Origin of the sequence: Akkermansia massiliensis (assembly GCF_023516715.1) — a bacterium.
In the GTDB taxonomy this organism is placed as follows: Bacteria; Verrucomicrobiota; Verrucomicrobiia; order Verrucomicrobiales; family Akkermansiaceae; genus Akkermansia; species Akkermansia massiliensis.
Genome location: NZ_JAMGSI010000001.1, coordinates 42,064 through 59,548 on the forward strand (window position 1 = coordinate 42,064; position 17,485 = coordinate 59,548).

Annotated in this window: 12 protein-coding genes; 7 read left to right on the top strand and 5 right to left on the bottom strand. The window is 58.2% G+C overall.

Going from position 1 to position 17,485, the window contains the following annotated elements; genetic code table 11:
• Positions 1 to 6 precede the first annotated feature (6 nt).
• From M8N44_RS00190 to M8N44_RS00200, 3 genes are all read left to right on the top strand, one after another.
• On the top strand, positions 7 to 873 hold the full coding sequence (locus M8N44_RS00190) for an RDD family protein (RefSeq protein WP_102721027.1): 867 nt from the start codon (positions 7 to 9) through the stop codon (positions 871 to 873).
• A gap of 67 nt (positions 874 to 940) precedes the next feature.
• Positions 941 to 1,720, top strand: a complete 780-nt coding sequence (gene lpxA, locus M8N44_RS00195; RefSeq protein ID WP_102727233.1) for an acyl-ACP--UDP-N-acetylglucosamine O-acyltransferase — start codon at positions 941 to 943, stop codon at positions 1,718 to 1,720.
• Positions 1,721 to 1,724: 4 nt separating this feature from the next.
• Positions 1,725 to 2,429 (top strand): HAD family hydrolase, encoded by a 705-nt coding sequence (locus M8N44_RS00200; RefSeq protein ID WP_102721025.1) that lies wholly within the window; start codon positions 1,725 to 1,727, stop codon positions 2,427 to 2,429.
• A 176-nt stretch (positions 2,430 to 2,605) separates the two neighbouring features.
• Here M8N44_RS00200 and M8N44_RS00205 read toward each other — a convergent pair whose 3' ends face one another.
• A complete protein-coding gene (locus M8N44_RS00205; RefSeq protein WP_102729058.1) occupies positions 2,606 to 3,859 on the bottom strand; it encodes a DNA recombination protein RmuC in 1,254 nt (417 codons plus the stop codon).
• 16 nt (positions 3,860 to 3,875) lie between these two features.
• Entirely contained in the window at positions 3,876 to 6,542 is a 2,667-nt protein-coding gene (locus M8N44_RS00210; RefSeq protein ID WP_102729057.1) for a transglycosylase domain-containing protein, read from the bottom strand.
• A gap of 216 nt (positions 6,543 to 6,758) precedes the next feature.
• Here M8N44_RS00210 and M8N44_RS00215 point away from each other — a divergent pair, with 216 nt between their 5' ends.
• A complete protein-coding gene (locus M8N44_RS00215; protein ID WP_180971762.1) occupies positions 6,759 to 7,706 on the top strand; it encodes a S1C family serine protease in 948 nt (315 codons plus the stop codon).
• A 2-nt stretch (positions 7,707 to 7,708) separates the two neighbouring features.
• Entirely contained in the window at positions 7,709 to 8,875 is a 1,167-nt protein-coding gene (locus tag M8N44_RS00220; protein ID WP_180971141.1) for a PDZ domain-containing protein, read from the top strand.
• 379 nt (positions 8,876 to 9,254) lie between these two features.
• On the opposite strand, the gene M8N44_RS00225 is transcribed toward M8N44_RS00220, so the two are convergent.
• The 3 genes from M8N44_RS00225 to M8N44_RS00235 all read right to left on the bottom strand — a co-directional run bounded on the left by M8N44_RS00225 (position 9,255) and on the right by M8N44_RS00235 (position 15,426).
• Complete coding sequence (locus tag M8N44_RS00225; RefSeq protein ID WP_022395928.1) at positions 9,255 to 10,067, bottom strand: hypothetical protein; 813 nt, start codon at positions 10,065 to 10,067, stop codon at positions 9,255 to 9,257.
• A gap of 849 nt (positions 10,068 to 10,916) precedes the next feature.
• On the bottom strand, positions 10,917 to 11,276 hold the full coding sequence (locus M8N44_RS00230) for a hypothetical protein (protein ID WP_102729056.1): 360 nt from the start codon (positions 11,274 to 11,276) through the stop codon (positions 10,917 to 10,919).
• 232 nt (positions 11,277 to 11,508) lie between these two features.
• Positions 11,509 to 15,426: a hypothetical protein gene (locus M8N44_RS00235; protein ID WP_215709429.1), complete on the bottom strand. Its 3,918-nt coding sequence runs from the start codon at positions 15,424 to 15,426 to the stop codon at positions 11,509 to 11,511.
• Between the two features lie 360 nt (positions 15,427 to 15,786).
• Here M8N44_RS00235 and pstB point away from each other — a divergent pair, with 360 nt between their 5' ends.
• Both pstB and M8N44_RS00245 read left to right on the top strand, forming a co-directional pair.
• Positions 15,787 to 16,569: a phosphate ABC transporter ATP-binding protein PstB gene (gene pstB / locus M8N44_RS00240; RefSeq protein ID WP_102721019.1), complete on the top strand. Its 783-nt coding sequence runs from the start codon at positions 15,787 to 15,789 to the stop codon at positions 16,567 to 16,569.
• 185 nt (positions 16,570 to 16,754) lie between these two features.
• Positions 16,755 to 17,402: a phosphate signaling complex PhoU family protein gene (locus M8N44_RS00245; RefSeq protein WP_180970978.1), complete on the top strand. Its 648-nt coding sequence runs from the start codon at positions 16,755 to 16,757 to the stop codon at positions 17,400 to 17,402.
• Positions 17,403 to 17,485 lie beyond the last annotated feature (83 nt).

Here is a 17,485-nt window from a genome sequence, read left to right on the forward strand (position 1 = left end):
CCGCCCATGGATATTTACTGGATTCAGGATCATGAAAAGAAGGGCCCCCTGCCGGAGGTGGAGGTAATCTCCATGCTGGAGGCGGGCCTCATTCCGGAAACCGCCCGGGCGTGGCATGCCGGATGCGCGGAATGGGTGCGCATCCATGACCTGCCGGCGCTGAAGGAAATGTTCGCCGTTCGCAAGGAAGAGGAAGAACGGCGTAATGTGGAGGAAGATGTGCCGGAGGATGAAGCGGCGCAAGATGCCGCCGCCGGCACCACGGACGCGGATTCCCTGCCGGAAGAAGAGGAAACGGCTGTGGAGGAAGGCACGCCTCTGGTAGTTCCCTACCCGTACGTCCGTTTTCTGGGAAGAATGGCGGACGTGATGATGCACATGACGCTGTATCTGGCCGTGCTCAGGATCTTCGGCCTGGCCTTCAGCCCCGATTTTCTTCCCGGTTCCTATGAAGCCCTCCTTTACCTCTGTCTCCCGATGGTGCTCATTGAAACCGCCTTTCTGGGAACGCTGGGCACCACTCCGGGGAAAGCCATGCTGGGCGTCTCCGTCAGGGACTACCGGGGGAAGCGCCTTTCCTTCTCCACGGCGTTCCGGCGCTCCCTGTTCGTCATGGTGCTGGGGCTGGGCTGCTTTGCCCCCTCCCTGATGCTGCTGGCCCTGTTCTTTTCCTGGTGGTGGGTGCGCCGCTTCGGCTTCACTCCCTGGGACAGGAAGCTGGGCACCACGGACGTGCTGAACGACTCACTCACCCTCCGCAAGGTGGTGATGACGCTGGTGCTTGTCATCCTGTGCCTCCAGGTCATGTACGTGCTGCTGATTCCCTGGCTGCCGGAAATGGAGGCGTACATGGGCGCCTCCGGGCAAATGTGACAAAAAGACCGGCCGCGCGGGATTTAGCCTTTTAATCACCTGAATTTGTTTCATACTCGTCCCAGCCATGCCAGAAATACACCCAACGGCAGTAGTGCATCCTACTGCGGAGATCGCGGATGATGTTAAAATCGGTCCCTTTTGCGTTGTCGGAGAACATGTAAAGCTGGGCCCGGGCTGCGTGCTGCACAGCCATGTGGTCATTGAAGGACCTTCCTCCTTCGGAAGCGGCAACGAATTTTTTCCGTTTTCCGTCCTCGGCCTGAAAAGCCAGGATTTGAAATACAAGGGGGAACCGACCTATCTGGAAGTGGGGGACAACAACGTCTTCCGTGAAAACGCCACCATCAACCGGGCTACGGACATCGGCGGCACGACGCGGATAGGGAATAACAACCTCTTCCTGGTTTCCTGCCACGCCGGGCATGACTGCCAGATCGGCAATCATGTGATTTTCTCCGGCTTCGCCACTGCCGCCGGCCACGTTACGGTGGGGGATTACGCCATTCTGGCGGGATGCTGCGCCGTGCACCAATTCGTCAGCATCGGGGAGCACTCCATGGTGGGCGCGATGGCCCGCGTGAGCCAGGACGTGCTGCCGTACACCATTGTGGAAGGCCATCCGGCCGTGACGCGCTCCGTCAACTCCATCGGCATGCAGAGGCGCGGATTTTCCGAGGAAGACCTGCGGGCCGTACGCATGTGCTACAAAAAGCTTTTCGTCAACAAGAAGCTGACCGTTCATGAAGCGCTGGAAGAGCTCCGGAACTCGGACTACGCGGAAAATGCCTGTCTGAAAAGAATCGTCAAGTTCGTGGAAACTTCCGAACGGGGCTTCTGCCACTGAGGCCATGAAAACAGGTTTTGTCTTTGACCTGGACGGAACGCTGGTGGACTCCATTCCCGGCATCGCCCGCGGCCTGAACCTGGCCTTGAAGTCCCTGGGGTATCCGGAGCACTCCGTGAATGCCATCCGGGGAATGGTGGGCAGGGGCGCGCGGGAACTCTGCCTGGCTTCCCTGAAAGGCTGTTTCAACGGAGAAGTGCCGGAGGAAGCCTTTGAAGCGGTGCACCGGGGATTCATGCGGGAATACCCCCATACCTGGCAGGACGGCACGGTGCCGTACCCAGGCATCCGTGAAATGCTGCTGGAACTGGCCGCTGCAGGCCACCCCCTGGGCGTTCTGTCCAACAAGCCTCATGTGGTCACGGGACCGCTGGTGCGCCATATCCTGCCAGAGGTGCCCTTCCGGGAGGTGATGGGCTTTTCCGAACGCTTTCCGCGCAAGCCGGAGCCTGATTCCCTGCTGTCCATCGTCCGTTCTTGGGGAATGGAGCCGGAGCAGGTGTGCATGGTGGGGGATTCAGCCCACGACGGCAACACGGCCGTGAACGCCGGAACGCGGCTTGTTCTGGTAGGGTGGGGCTACAGTTCCCGCGCCGCGCTGGACGTCTTCCGTGTGCCGGTGTGCGCCTCTGTAACGGAACTGTCCGCCCGGCTGCGGGATGAAGACAGCCTGCCGTTTCCCGTTTCCGCCCACAGGACGATCCCTTGAAAATCCTGGAGCGCTCCGTGGCCTGCGGCATCCAAAACAATGCGGGAGTCGCGAACACGCTTTTTTGAACACCAGCGCATCCTGCGGATGCAAAGAAATTCAGTGAACGCAAGGGCTGGCGGCATTCCCGGCCCGGAACCGGACGCGGGCATGGCTGCCGTGTTGCTGCTGCGCGTTTAGGACGGAATGTCCGGAATATCTGCGGATTTGGCCTGCACGGTGATGTCTTCCAGAGAGCCGGGCAGGTCCTTGGTGGAAGTGACGCCCAGATTCTTCAACTTCTGCGCCCGGGGAATGAACCGGTGCTCAAAGGAGGAAACGGTCTTGTTATACTGGGTCACTGCCTGGTTCAGGCTCTTGCCCAGGGAGGAAAAATGGCCGGTGAGGATGGAGCAGGTATTGAACAGGTCCGCCCCCGCTTCCGAGATTTTCTTGGCGTTGTCCGCCAGTTGCTCCTGCTTCCAGCCGTAGGCGACGGCTTTCAGCAGGGCGATCAGGGTGGAGGGCGTGGAAAGGATCACCTTGTTCTCCGCGCCGAATTCAATCAGGGAGGGGTCCGCTTCCAGGGCCGCCTGGAAAAAGGCTTCCCCCGGCAGGAACATGATGACGAATTCGGGGCACGGGGAAAACTGGGCAAAATAATTCTTGGCGCTCAGCTGCTGGAGGTGTCTTTTTACGTCCGCGGCGTGGCGGGACATCCACTGGCTGCGCTCCTCCAGCCTGTCCGTCTGCCCGGCATTCAGGTAGGAGGACATGGGGGCCTTCGCGTCAATGATGATGGAACGGCCTCCCGGCAGGTGGATGACCATATCCGGGCGCACCCGGTCCTCTTCCCTGGAACGGGTCTCCTGCGTCGTGAAATCACAGTATTCCACCATTCCGGCCAGCTCCACCACGCGGCGCAGTTGGAGTTCCCCCCACTGGCCGCGCGAGCTGTTGTGGTGCAGGGCCTGGGAAAGCCTGGCGGTCTCATTCTTCAGGGCTTCATTCCCGGAAAGGATGTAGCGGATTTGCGTTTTCAGGTCCGTATAGGCGCCCACGCGCTCCTTTTCCATCTCTCCCAGCCGGGACTGCACGAGTTTCAGTGACTCGCTCACCGGCTTCAGCATGGACTCAATGGCCTGTTTGCGGGATTCCAGGTCATGGTTGGCCTGCTGGCGCTGGCTTTGCAGCCGCGTTTCCGCCAGGTTCAGGAATTGTTTTTCCGAATTCCGGAGGACTTCCGCGCTAATGCCGGCGAAGGAATCCTTCAGCACCTCTTCCGCCCGGTGGAGCATCTGTGTTCTATCCTCCGCCCGTTCCTGCCAGGAGCGGGATTCCGCTTCAAGCCGGACGGAGCGGTCCCGGTAGCGCAGCAGCAGAATCAGCAGTGCCACGCAGGCGGCCAGCAGCAGAAGGGCGAGAAACCAGGGAATCAGGGGAGAAGTCATAAGAAGGGTAAGGCAATCAGATGGGGGTGGCGTAGGGGATGGCGTCCGTTTCTTCTACGGGTTCGGCCAGGGGAATATTGTCGTCGCTGCCGTCCAGCGGCTCCGCATAGGGAATATTCTCTTCTGTATCCGGTTCCGCCATGGGGATGTGCTTTTCACACATCCTGGTGGGGGCCTGGTAGCCGGCGGAAGTTTCAAAATACGCCGTCTTGGCATACTGGCAGCCGGAATGGGCCAGTTGGTTGGACTCCCGGCAGACGAGCACGGCCTGTCCTTCCGAACCGGGCCGCGTGCGGATGGCGTTGGCGGGGTAGCCCTCCTTCTGGGCGGCCAGCATGATGTCCACCCAGACGGGAAGGGCCAGCGTGCCGCCGTAGCCTTTCTCCAGAATCTTGGTGGAGGAGTCAAACCCCACCCATACGCTGCACGTGAGATTGGAAGTATATCCGGCAAACCACGCGTTCGTGTAATTGTTCGTGGTCCCGGTCTTGCCGCCGCAGGGGGACTTGAAGCCCAGCGCGGTGATCCTGCCCGCCGTGCCGCCGGGTTTGCAGACCTGCTGGAGGATGGAGGAGGTGATGTTGGCCGCCCGCTGGGAATACACGGTGCGCTTGCTCTTGGTGATGGCGAAGCGCGGCTGGCCCTGGGAATCCGTAATGTGGTCAATGATGTACGGAGTGGGGCGCACGCCGCCGTTGGCGAAGACGCTGTAGGCGCTGGCGATGTCCAGCGGGGAGGCCTCCCACGTGCCCAGGTAAAGAGCCGGGGTGCGGGAAATATTCCCGTGGAAGCCCGCCAGTTGGGCGGACTGGATGACGTTGGACAGCCCGGCCCGGTTGCCGATGCGCACGGACATGGTGTTGCGGGAAAGGATGAGGCCGAAGGAGGCCGGCTTCATGCCCCGGTACGTGCCGTCCGAATTGCGGGGGGACCAGTTGGCGGCTCCGCGTACTTCCCCGTAGGCGATCCGGTCGTCTGAAATGCGGGTGTCCGCGGAATTGCCCTGCTGGAAAAACGTGGCGTAAATGAACGGCTTGAACAGGGAGCCGGTCTGCCTTCTGGACTGGATGGCGCGGTTCAGCTTGGATTCCTCCGCATCCCGTCCGCCGACGACGGCGAGGAGGGCCCCCGTGGCGTTGTCCATGACTACGGCGGCGGACTGGATGTAATTGGGCATGGGAGGCTGCATTCCCTCCTTCCGTTCCGCGGGCAGCGCCTTCCAGGCGGCCAGGGCTGCTTCATATTCTGCCTTGGTGGTCAGCTTGTTCTTCAGGATTCCCTTCTTCTCACGTTTGGCTTGCAGGGACGCCAGGTGCTTCTTGAAATCCTTGCGCGCTTCCAGCGCTTCCATATGCTTGTTGATGGCGTCCAGCGTGGCGTTCTGCAAATCCAGGTCCAGCGTGGTGTGGACCACCAGACCGCCCAGGCGGATGTCTTCTTCTTCCAGAATGGCGTCCAGTTCCCGGCGCACAAGGTCCATGGCGTAATTCTCCTCCGACCGGGACTGGGGAGTCCGGGTGACGATGGGTTCCGCCAGGGCCGCCTGATACTGCACCTCCGTGATCTTGCCCTCGTTTTTCAACAGTCCCAGGACGATGTCGCGCACTTTTTTGGCTTCCTCCGGGTGTTTGATGGGGGAAAAATCATTCGGGCCGTAAATGATGCCGGCCAGCGTGGCGCATTCCGCCAGGGACAGGTCGCGGGGCTCCTTGTCATAATACCCGCGCGCCGCCGCCGCAATCCCCAGGAAAGTGTGTCCCCAGAAAATGCGGTTGATGTAGGTCTCCAGAATCTCATCCTTCGTGTAGGTGGCTTCAATGCGCTTTGCCAGAGCCACCTCCGTCAGCTTGGAATGCAGGTTGCGCTCCCGGTGGTTGTAAGTGATCTTGGCGAGCTGCATGGTCAGCGTGGAAGCTCCCTGCGTGGCCCTCTTGTGCTTGAGCACCTGTGCGAAGGCGCGGCCCACGCCTATCCAGTCCACGCCGCCGTGGTCGTAAAAGCGGTTGTCCTCACGCAGAATCAGGGCGTCGATGAAAATGGGGGGGACTTCCCGGAGGGACACCCGCTTGCGGTTTTCCCCGTGCAGGGTGCCGATGGTCCGGTTCTTGCGGTCCAGAATCACCGTGCGTTCCGGAATGTTGCTCTTGACCTCGGAAATGTCATAGCGGTTGGAAATGGTTCCGTAAAGGAACACCAGGATGGAACCGATTACAATGCCGACGAAGCAGCACCCCAGCAGGATGCGCAGGGGCCAGCTGATGAACCAGCGGATATTCCGCGTCAGGGAGCCGATGAAGCGGAACGGCATCAGCAGGACAAACAGCAGGGCGCCGAAAATCGTGAAGCGCGGCTTGCGCGGCCTTCCTGCGCGTGCGGAACGGGATTCTCCTTCCGCTTCAGGGTAGTCCTCATACTCCTCCTGCGGAGCCGGACGGGCAGCGCGCCGCGGGCGCGGGGGCGGTGTGTCATGCCGGGAAGAACCGCTGCGGGAATTTCTTGTTCTGCGGGTGGGGCCGGGAATGACTGCCGGACCGGGATCTTCCTGCGGCAGCCCGGGATAGGACGGACGGGGCGCAGGCCTTTTTTTGCGTTCCGTTTGGGGACGGGAAGCCGCCTCACCGTCCTGGATGCGTTCCCGCCAGGAGCCGGCATTTCGTTTCCGTGATTTGTCGTTTAAACCCATCCGTGAGGGAATTTTATCATAAACAACCGGAATGGTCTAAGCAAAAGATGGAGCGTCATGTCGCAATCCTTAGACAAATTCGTACCGGTTTGAACGTTTATCTGGTAGGATATGTCCTATCATTCGATTATCGATAATTTCATGATATCAGCATTCAGGATGACGAGTTTTTATTACTTGGTCGTTGGGGGGCTTGTGTCCCTGTTGTTAGGAGGAATGAGTCTTGCGGGGAATGTCTCTTCCATGGCGGACTTGCAGAAGCATGTGCATCAGGTGGCTTCCAGGGTCACGGCCGCTACGGTAGCGCTGGTTTCCGACGGGGGGGAGACGGGCAGCGGCGTGATTGTCACTCCGCAGGGGCTCATCCTGACGGCGGCCCACGTGGTGGGCGGCGATGAAATCATGCGCGTGGTTTTTGCCGACGGGCGCGTAGTCAAGGGGCGCGTGCTGGGGGCCAACTTTACGCGGGACGCCGCCATGGTGCAGATCATGGACGGCGGAAATTATCCCCATGTGGAACTGGGGGAATCCGACGGCCTGCATGTGGGGGACTTTGTGGTGGCCCTGGGCCATTCCAAGGGCTTTGACCCGGAACGCCGCGCGCCCATCCGCATGGGAAGGCTGTGCACGGACGGAAAACAGCGCTTTCTCATCTCGGAATGCACGCTCATCGGCGGGGATTCCGGCGGCCCTCTCTTTGACCTGTCCGGCAAACTGGTGGGCATTCATTCCTCCATCGGCCCCATGTTGAAAATCAACAACCATGTCCCCGTCTCCGTATTCCGGAGGGACTGGGACAAGCTGCTCTCCGGGCGGCACTGGGGCCAGCTTGGACTTCATCCCATGGCTGACCCGGAATCCCCCGTATTGGGATTTGCCATGATGGACGTGCTGGGCGTGGACGGAGTGGTAGTGGAAGACGTGGTGGTCAACTCTCCGGCGGATACCGCGGGCATCAAGCCGGGGGACGTCATCACCCACATGGACAGCCGCAGCCTCCGTTCCGTGCGGGACATGCTCCGTGAGCTGGGCAGGCACCGTCCCGGGGAAACCGTTCCGGTGGTAGTGGTGAGGAAAGGTACGGCCTACAAGGCGGATCTTACATTCGGCAGGCGCGGCGATCTGATGTCCGGCCTGAAATACCAGGAACAAACTCAAGGATGATCATGAAATACTTATGGGCGGCATTCGCGGCGGCTTCCGCGTGTGCCCAGGAAATAGCGTCCCCGCTCCCTCCGGACCAGATGATAGCCCCGGAGGACAAAATCGTGCTGGATAGCCAGGCCAAGGAAATCTTCCGGGAATGGGACAAGGTGGCTGTACCTGTGGGGCAGTCCGTGGTGGCGCTGGTGGCCGGCAATACCCAGGTGGCCCTGGGAACGGTGGTGGGGAAAGGGAAAGTGCTTACCAAGTTGAGCGACCTTCAGAAGGAACGGCGGCCGGTCATGCTGGTGGACTCTTCCGGACGGGTGTATGACGCCAAGGTGCTCTTTGCCCTGCCGGAACACGATCTGCTGATGATGGACGTCCCGGGGCTTCCCGCTCCCCCCATTGACCTGAACTCCTACGTGCAGGCGCAGGAAGGGGACGTGATTGCGGCCGTGTCCCCCACGGGGCATGTCAGTGACTTCGGGGTTGTTTCCGTGGCGCAGCGCAGCCTGCGGGCGGACGACCAGCCTTACCTGGGCATCGTTTCCGATCCCCGCTGGGACGGGGAGGGAGTCATGATCGGCGGCGTGGAGGCCGGAAGCGGAGCGCACCGCAGCGGTTTGCTGGCCGGCGATGTGCTGATGAAGCTGAATGGGAAGCCGGTGGACGGCATGTACTCCATCCGTGCCGCCATGGTCGGGGTGCGCCCCGGTGAGACGGTTCCCGTGGAAGTGAAGCGCCGGGATCAGGTGGTTGAAGGGAAGCTCCTCACGGGCCCCAGGCCCAAAGTGATGAAATTCCCCCAGAAGCGCCTGGACATGATGAACTCCATGGGCAACCGGATGAGCCTGAAGCGGGACGAATTCCCGCTGGTCATCCAGTCGGACATGACGTTGTTCCCGGAACGCGCCGGATGCCCGGTCATTGACGTTAACGGAAAATTTGTGGGGCTGGCCCTGAGCCGCGCCGGACGTACGGAAACCTACATTCTCCCCTCCTGGATATGCCGGGAACTGGTGGAAGGGGTGCTTCCGCAGGTGCAGCAGTACCAGGCCGGCCGCGGAGAAAACATTCCGGATGCCCAGCCTGTGGACGACTCCTATGACGCACGGCGCTTGGAGGAAAACCGCCGCAAGGTGGAGGACAAGATGAGCCGCCAGGGACTGGTGCCTAAGGTCTATTAAGCTCGGTTGGTTTCCGGGAGGTGAAGAGATGAACCGCCCGGGAGCCTGGAGTATTCGAGGCATCTTCGTGCTCTTCATGCCGTCCGGTTTTGACCGGGAGGAACTTTCTGCCTTACCTGCTGTTTTTACTTCCTTCTCTTGTGGGAATCGTGCCGTTGTTGTCCCGGAGGAATGGGTTGCCGCATGAGGAAACTAAATGGCGGCGGCAATTTCTCCTGCCGGGAAAACGCGGAGCATTTTATTCACCGGGAATGGCGGCAGGATGGGATGATGGCGTAAAAAAACGGGCAGTAATGCCCGTTTTTCCGAATAAACCGGATTGGTTTCCGGCTCTTGAATATCTTTCGCCCCCGTATTGCCGGAGGCTGAGGGGGAAAACTTACTTGCCCGAAGAGGCTGCCACCGGTTTTTCCTTGAAAATCATCAGCTCCGTTAGAACGACGGTGCGTCCGGTGGAATCCGGGGAAATGATCATCACTACTTTCCGCCCGGGGTAGGTGGTCAGCATCATGCCCCTGTCCTTCACCTTCACGACTTTGCCGTTCTTCAAACGAGTCATGTACGTCAAATTGGCGGCAGTGGTGCGGGAAACGTTGCTGTCCGTAGAGTCCTTGCCGAAAATGTAAATGGACTTGCTGGGCAATTCAATGGCGCTCTTTTCTCCCGCGGGGGGCTTGGGAAGCTCCAGAGTGAAGGTGCGCCCGGTCAGATTCTGAATGTAAACGCAATTAAGCGGAAGTTCCGCTTCATTGATAAAATCCAGGGTAAACTCTCCGCTGCTGTTCTTGCCTACCAGCGCCAGGGTTTTGGGGCCAAGGTCGGTCGGAAGGGGCTTGCTGACAAGCTTGTTGGTCGGCATCCCCTTCTGGTCCAGGCCACCGAACAGGGTAATAATCTTGCTCCTGGGATAAACGCTGCGGCGTCCGGGAAGGGCGGCGCGGATTTCCACTTTCTCCAGCCTTTTGGAATCAATGGGCATGTAAATGGGAGAGGGGAGGGGCATGGGCGTCTTAAGGACAAACCGGATGCCGTTGACGGCGGCGGGGGAGAGGGACTTGTCCACGGTATCAGCCGCCGGGGCGTTCGTTTCCGGTTTAGCCGGCTCCGGCTTGGAAGGAGTGCGGGTCTGTCCATGGACGAAAGAAACGCTTCCGAGAAGGCAGGTAAAGGCGAGGATGGGTAAAATGCGCATATATTCGGGGGAGTGAAAAATAAAAGGGGGCTTTTGGCCGGCGCATGGACCCTTGACGGACAGTCTTGCGGGAGAGAATGCAGCAGGCTGAATCCATCGGGGCGTGCAACAGGGTACGGACGCAAGCCTTGATGGACTTTATATCCCTTGTGAAGTACAGGAATGAGGAAGGCCGTGCAAGCTCAAAGTAGGGATGTTGAAGATAAAAAATAGAAAATTCCAGCGGTAATTGGCCCCCTTTTTCTGCCGGGAAAGCCTGCGGATTCAGCATTTCTGTTACGCATGACCTCATCTGCACAGGGTAAAATAGTATCTGAATGAATAAAATGGCTTATGTGCAGGTACATGGAGTAATGATGAAAAACAAGTTATGTGACATCTCCACAGGAAAATAATTGCATTTAAAGGATAGGAAGCCTTGGTTATTCGCCTTGGCCGGGTAAGATGCGTTTTGTGGGAAGGGCCCTCTTGGCGGAAAAAGTGAGATAAAGACATCTGCGGAGGAAAAGCATTTGACTGGGGCGGAACTTCGGCATCCTGTGCAATGTTCCGTGATATTTATCCGCAGGAATTTTACGATAAAATCATCAATCGCAAACTATGTGTAAGTGGCCGGAATATGCTTGATATAGGCACGGAAACAGGAGCATATGAAACTGCTTGCTGAAATTGCTCCTGCTGAATTTGACATATTGCATGAAGTGGCTGTTGCTGAGCTTAAAAAATAAGTGGTGGATAACGTTTATAGAAGCGGGTTAATGACGTCCCTATGGAATGTGGGCTGTACCTTGTCTTTGGCTCTTTTAAATAACGGCAAGGAGAGTAAAATAATATCCGCTTTACAACTTTTCACTTTTTCGCCTTCGGGAAAAGCCTGAAAATTCGTTCGTTGAGGTCTTCCCCATCGAGCAAAAATGCAGAAGTCTCTGCACTGGTCTGTCTGTCGCGATGGATTTCGTGAAAAAGCCGTTCCCGCTTCACATAAAAACTGCTCTGGAATGCAGTGGAATAATTCTCATGCCGGGGGTGGTTACATGGAATGATAGAAACCCTCTTTCGGAGGTTCGGGATAAAAGATGCAGGCCCCCGCGGCTTGAAATCCGCAAAGGCCCATTTTGCCAGGATTTCAGAAGGCCTGTTTTCTTTAATTGGCTGCCTTGTAAGTTCCTCGAACAAAAGACGTTCCTTCTCTTTCTGGATAGTAAACATGTCAGCAAGCCGGCCTCGTACTTGCAGATTTATATTTTTCGTAATTCTCAAATGGAGGCTCACTTAAAAAATATGCGTCTATAATTGCACCCCCCCCATTATCCCTATTACCCCTATAAACCTTATAACCCCTATCTTGCTTTTCCTCCCTCCCCTTAAGCACAAAAAGAGCCGCTCCCCGTGGATGGGAAGCGGCGCTGGCCGGGAAGAAGAAAAAGAACTCTCTCTTTTATTACACCTCCTCGGGAGACAGCCAGCGGAAGGAGACGATGTTGAACTTCCTCCCGAACGCCTTGTTCACCGCGCTCAGCTCCGTCTCCTCCAGCGCTCCGCTCTTCATGTTGATCTTCTTGACCGGCGTCTCCGGGCTGTCCACCGGGTCCACGTAGTTGATCCCCCTCTGCACCACCGCCTCGCACCACGCCCGCGACAGCACCACACCCTCGCGGTTGGTCAGCTCCCCGTAGGCCCGGATCGTAAACGTGTCGTCGCGCGTCGTTAAAATATTGCCCAGCACCGCCAGCACGTCGGACTGGATCAGGTAGCCGGGCGCCGCCGTGTACACCGATCCCTTGGCCGCGTCCTGGTTCGGGTACCCTCCCTTGGGCGTGATGACCATGTCGGAGAGTTCGTCAAAGGTGCTGTTGATGGAGCTTTCGTCGATGGCCGCCTGAAGCGCCCCCTTCACCCCCATCTCCCCGCTCTGCAGGCGGCGGTTGACGAAGTCGGACATGTTCAGGAAGGGGCCCCTCTTCTTGACCTCCTGGACCATGTTCCGGGCCAGGGACTTGATCTGCGAGTCGCTGAGCGTTCTGAGGTCGGACCACGCCATGGCCTCCCCGTCCGGGATGCCCTGGGTTACGCCCACCGAGCCGTAGTCGTCCACGTGGGACTTGTCGCTGCTGGCCACCCCGAAGCGGGAGAAGGCCGTCTGGCTGTTGTTGAGCACGGAGGGGGTCCCGCTCCGGGAGTAGAGGAGCTTGCGCTTTTTGAGCCCAAGCAGGGTGGCTTCCCAGGCGCGCTGGGAGGTGGAGTTGACGTTGAAGCCCCCGGCCACGGTGAGGTACTTGGAGGCGTGCTTGTAGCCTTCGTCGGTCTTGGAGAGTTCTTCGACGACGGCCTCGGAGGGCTTGCCCTGGAGGTCGGGCACGAAGCGCCTGTTGGCAATGCCGGCGGCCTTGTTGGAGGAGGCGTCCGTGGAGAAGGCCTGTTGAAGCACGGTTTTAAGTTCCTCCCTGCCCGTGCCTCCGATGCTGGAGGGGCGCGCGGCCAGGGAGGAGGCGAACCAGGAGTCCCAGAGGGCGTCGTTGACCATCAGGCCGTGGTCCCAGAAGTCGCCCAGGGAGGCGTCTCCCATGATTTCATTGTGGGAGAAGACCTTGTCGGGCGGGAGCATGGGGTCGGCAAAAGCGTTGCCGATCCCCACGCCCGGCACGCCGGACTGGTAGGCGAAGCGCTTGGCGACGGCCGCCTTGGAGTCGCTCCTGTACCATCCCGGGGTGAGGCGGCAGCCTGCGAAGCCGGCGAGGCTGGAGGGCTGCTGGAAGGGGAGTTCCGCGGCCACGATCTTGTTGACCTGCTCGGCGCCCGGTCCGCCGAAGGGGGAGAGCCTGGTGCCGTCGTTGGAGAGGATGTTGGAGATGGTGATGGGGAAGAAGTCGCTGTTGGCGTTTTTGACTTCAAACTGGTAGGGGCTGTAGAGGCGTCCGAGCTCGGAGGCGGTGGGCATCTGCCCACCCCAGAAGAGAGGGCTGGAGTGCTGCCATGTCTTGGCGCGGTAGTCCTTGCCTTCCGGGTAGGCTCCGATCACCGGAGGCTTGCCCCATTTGACCGATACTCCGTAGTAGGCCACGAAGGTGGAATCCTGGGCCGCACTGCCGTATTTGCCGCGGCGTTTCAGGTTGTCGTCCGGTCCTTCATTGTCCAGGAACATGTCCGCAGGCAGTTTGACCTGGTCAAGCAGGGGTTTTTCCCACGCGCCCCAGTTCAGGTTCAGAATAGAGGGCATGGCTTTGGAGAAAACATTCATGTCTGCTCCGGTGTTTGCGGTTAAATTCCCTGCTTTGCCAATTTGCTTGGGATCCATGATGCCGGAAACCATGACGATGGAACCGAGTTTGTTGGAACTGGAGGAAAATTCGTCTGTATACTTGGTGCAGAGAACAACGCTGTTAGGCGTGTAATTGAGATCGTCCAGCGTTTCCGCAAATTTGATGGACATCATGGCCGTTCCCCTGTCTTCATAACCGCTGCCGGAAAGATACTGGTACTGAATGCCGTCAGCCTGGTTGATAGCATAGGAACTGACCTGTCCGGGGCTCTGGTCCCAGCCTTCCTTGAAAGCAAAGTTGTCCACGCGCACATCGTTCTTGTTTGCCTTGGATTGCGTGACCATGTTGCCGTGTTCGATCCGTTCGACGACGGGATGGGCGAAAATGACGATTTCGCCCGCTTTGAGCGTGGAAGGCTCCCCGGCTTTTCCTACCCCTCCCGAGGTTAATTGCGACGTTTTCCGGAAGGAGGCTCCAAAGTCGGCAATCTGGCGGTTGTTATAGCCGTCGTTGGGGGAATACGGGGAAAAGGGTGATTCTGAATAGGTGGCCGTAGAGGGATCCCAGTTTTCGATCAGATTGCCTTGCATGCGGCCATAATTATTGGTCTGCATGAGCGGCATGTAGCGGTGCTCTCCGAAGAAAGAGCCCCAGGGACCGCCTTCCGCTCCCTGGAATTTCATGTCCACGTTATACGGGTTCCACCAGACATACACCGGGATCACGGAAACGCGCACGTCAATATGGCCTCCGCGGGCTCCGTGCTGGGCCTCGCGTTTGACGTACTGAATCCCTACGAAGGAGTAGAAGCGCAGCAGGATGGGATGGCGCATGTACGTGTAGCGGTTGTCCATCATTTCCATGTTTGCGGCGGCATCAGCCGCAATCAATGTGCTGGGGGAGCGGCCGTCCCATTGCAGGGCGGCGGAAGAATCTTGTCCGTCCCTCTTCGTGGAGGAGTCCCACACGTTGGCCCACAGGTAGAGCTGGTTCCAGGAACCGATCGGGCGGTTCTGCTCGGTTGGGCTGCCGTCCTCTGACGTGTACGGGCGGAGGCCGATATCAGAGGTGTCTCCACGGAAATCTTCAGGCAGTTTTTCCTGTGAAAACATGATGTTCAGGTCTTTTTTCAATCCACCGAATTTAGAATCCGTCAAGAGACTGGAAGAAACCAGGGAGATGTCATGGTACACCTCTCCCAAGTCTTTCAGCCGGCCGTTTTTACTGTTAGCCAGTATCGTATCAAGGGAGATGAGTTTTCTGACTGTGGACATGTCGTTTCCGGAACTCGATGCCATCATGGAAGAAAGGTTGAGGGGCTCCAAATCGGGACCGGGCGTGTCCCACGTGGAGCGCATCACCGTCAGGGCATCCGTGCTTTCTTCCGAGGCATGCGGCATCAGGTTGATGCGCGCCTTCTGGTTTTCTCCCGTTACCCACCACGCAATGTATTTACGCACGCTGGAATTTCTTTTAAGGCCAATGGTTTTGGATGAATCGTCCACACGCACCATGCGGGCGTAGATTTCCTTTTTGTCCTGGTTCTTGGCGCCTACGGGCGTTCCCACCGTGCCATGGTCCACCAAGGCGACACTGCGGAAATTCTGGTTGGTAAGGGAACGTTTGCCCAGCAGGCTTTTGCCCGCTTCCAGCGTGCTGAGCCTGCGCAGGTCCGGGTCGGAAATGAGCCAGCGGCGGAACATGGACTTTCTTCCCGTATCGTAGGTGGAAGAAATGTTCATGCCCTGGGAGTTAGTCTTGTTGAGCCAGGTGTCCCAGCTGTTCCAGACGCCCAGGATGTACGGGGCGTTGCCTTCGCTGGCGCCGGAGGAAAGGATGCCCGAGTTGGCGGAAACGCGCTGGTCGGGTCCCAGCTCACACTGGAGCTGCCCGAGGGCCACTTCCAGGGAAAACCTGGCGAGGGATTTGGCCTCCGCGGCAAAGAGCTGTTTTTCGGAAATGCGGACCTGTGAGGATGCAATGGTAAGAAGGCCAACGCTGAGGAGGGCCAGGAGCATCATCAGGGTGATGGTGGCAATCAGGGCAAAACCCTTGCTTATATGTTTAAATCTTTGGGTTTGCGGAATTGTTCTTTTCATCGTAATTTTCCTGAAAATTATTAAAATCTATTATAAAAACTGGGAGACGCAAAGCTGCTGCCAATAGGTTTTCCGGCACGTCATATCAACATACAAAATAGTTCTTTCCGGGCAAGAAAAATAGTTCTCGTTTTGCAAGTAAAAACGTATCTCTAAAAAGAAAAGACCAAACGTGTTTTTGCATTCACACTCATTTAGTTTTATAGTCAATTAAAAGTAAACGGATTCTAAATCCGCTGCGTGTTTTTCTTTTTCTCAAAAAGCCAGGTTAAGAAATTGTCACAAACCCGTAGTAGACCTGGAGCTTCGTTTTTGGGATACCATGCGGTCAACGGCGCAGGACGCGCCATTTGACCGAACATGACTCCGCATCCAGCCGCCGCCGACCAGACCGCCGTAGAGGTGGATTCCCTGGATTTTTGTTATGGGAGCAAGCAATCCCTGTTCCATGTCACCATGAAGGTTCCCAGGAACCGGGTGACGGCGTTCATCGGCCCTTCCGGATGTGGAAAGTCCACGCTGCTGCGCTGCATCAACCGGATGAATGACCGCATTCCGGAGGCCCGCGTCACGGGCGGCTCCATCCGCATTGACGGGGTGGACGTGACTTCCCCGTCCCTGGACCCCATCCATTTGCGCCGGGAGGTGGGGATGGTTTTCCAGAAGTCCAATCCCTTCCCGATGACCATTTATGAGAACGTTTCCTACGGATTGAAGCTGGCGGGGGTAAGGAACCGCGGCATTCTGGATGAAGCGGTGGAGGAAAGCCTGAGGCATGCCGCCTTATGGGATGAAGTGAAGGACCGCCTGCATGCTTCCGCCAACGGCCTTTCCGGGGGACAGCAGCAGCGCCTGTGCATCGCCCGTTCCATTGCCGTGAAGCCTCGCATCCTGCTGATGGACGAACCTTGTTCCGCCCTGGACCCCATTGCCACGGTACGGGTGGAAGAGCTGATGCACCGGCTCAAGGAGGAGTTCACCATCATCGTAGTTACCCACAACATGCAGCAGGCCACCCGCGTTTCCGACCTGACCGGTTTTTTCATGCTGGGAAGGCTGGTGGAGTTTGATTCCACGGAGAAGATTTTTTCCAATCCTTCCATGAAAGAAACGGAGGATTATATCACGGGAAGATTCAGTTAACAGAGAGTTGTTTATGGTTTTTTCAAAGTTTACTTCCAGAAAGGGAGCCGGGCATTTTTCCCTTTCCTCCGGCGTTGTACGGAGGCTGGCCGCATCCTCCGCCAAAAGGAACAGCCTGCGCCGCCAGCACATTTTTTACCATGCCGGCAAAAGCGCCGCCAGTCATCAAGCCAATATTCCTAATCATGAATCACGACGCGCACACCCTGAGGGAGTTTGACGCCGCCCTTTCCTCCCTGAATACGCATTTGCTCCAGATGGCCTACAAGGCGCAGAGCGCCCTTGACCTGGCTGCCGCCGGGCTGCTGCAGCAGAATGAATCCGCCTCCAACCAGGCCATTGCGGAGGATGAGGAGCTGGATGAGCTGGAAATGACGGTGGACCGGGAAGGCCTGCATCTGCTGGCTTTTTTCAGTCCCGTAGCCTCCGATCTCAAGGTGGTGCTGGCTTCCATACGCATGTCTTCCATGTATGAACGGATCGGGGATGAGGCCGTGACGATCGCCAAGAGGGCCAACAAGCTTAACAAGCGCCCCCGCATCCGGGAGGCTGCCCAGGCGGACCCCGTTTACCGGGAGATGGCGGAGCAGTTCAGAGCGGTGAACAAGGCCGTCTCCTCCTGGGACGGGAAGGCTCTGGCGGAGCTGGTTCCCGCGCTGGAGACGCTGGCGGAGCATGCGGCGGCCATGACGGATACGTTCACGCGCCTGCCGGAACAGTATCAGGACAATCTGATTTCCGTGGCGGACCTGATTTTTGTGGGCCGTTCCATGGAACGCATGGCGGAAGGCCTGCAAAAGGTGGTGGCGGAAGCCCTTTATGCGGCGTCTTGACAGCGCACGCCTGAAAAGCTGAAAGACGGGGTTCCGGAGTTTGGCGCGCCGGAACATTTCCTGCCTTTCCCGCGCAGGGGACT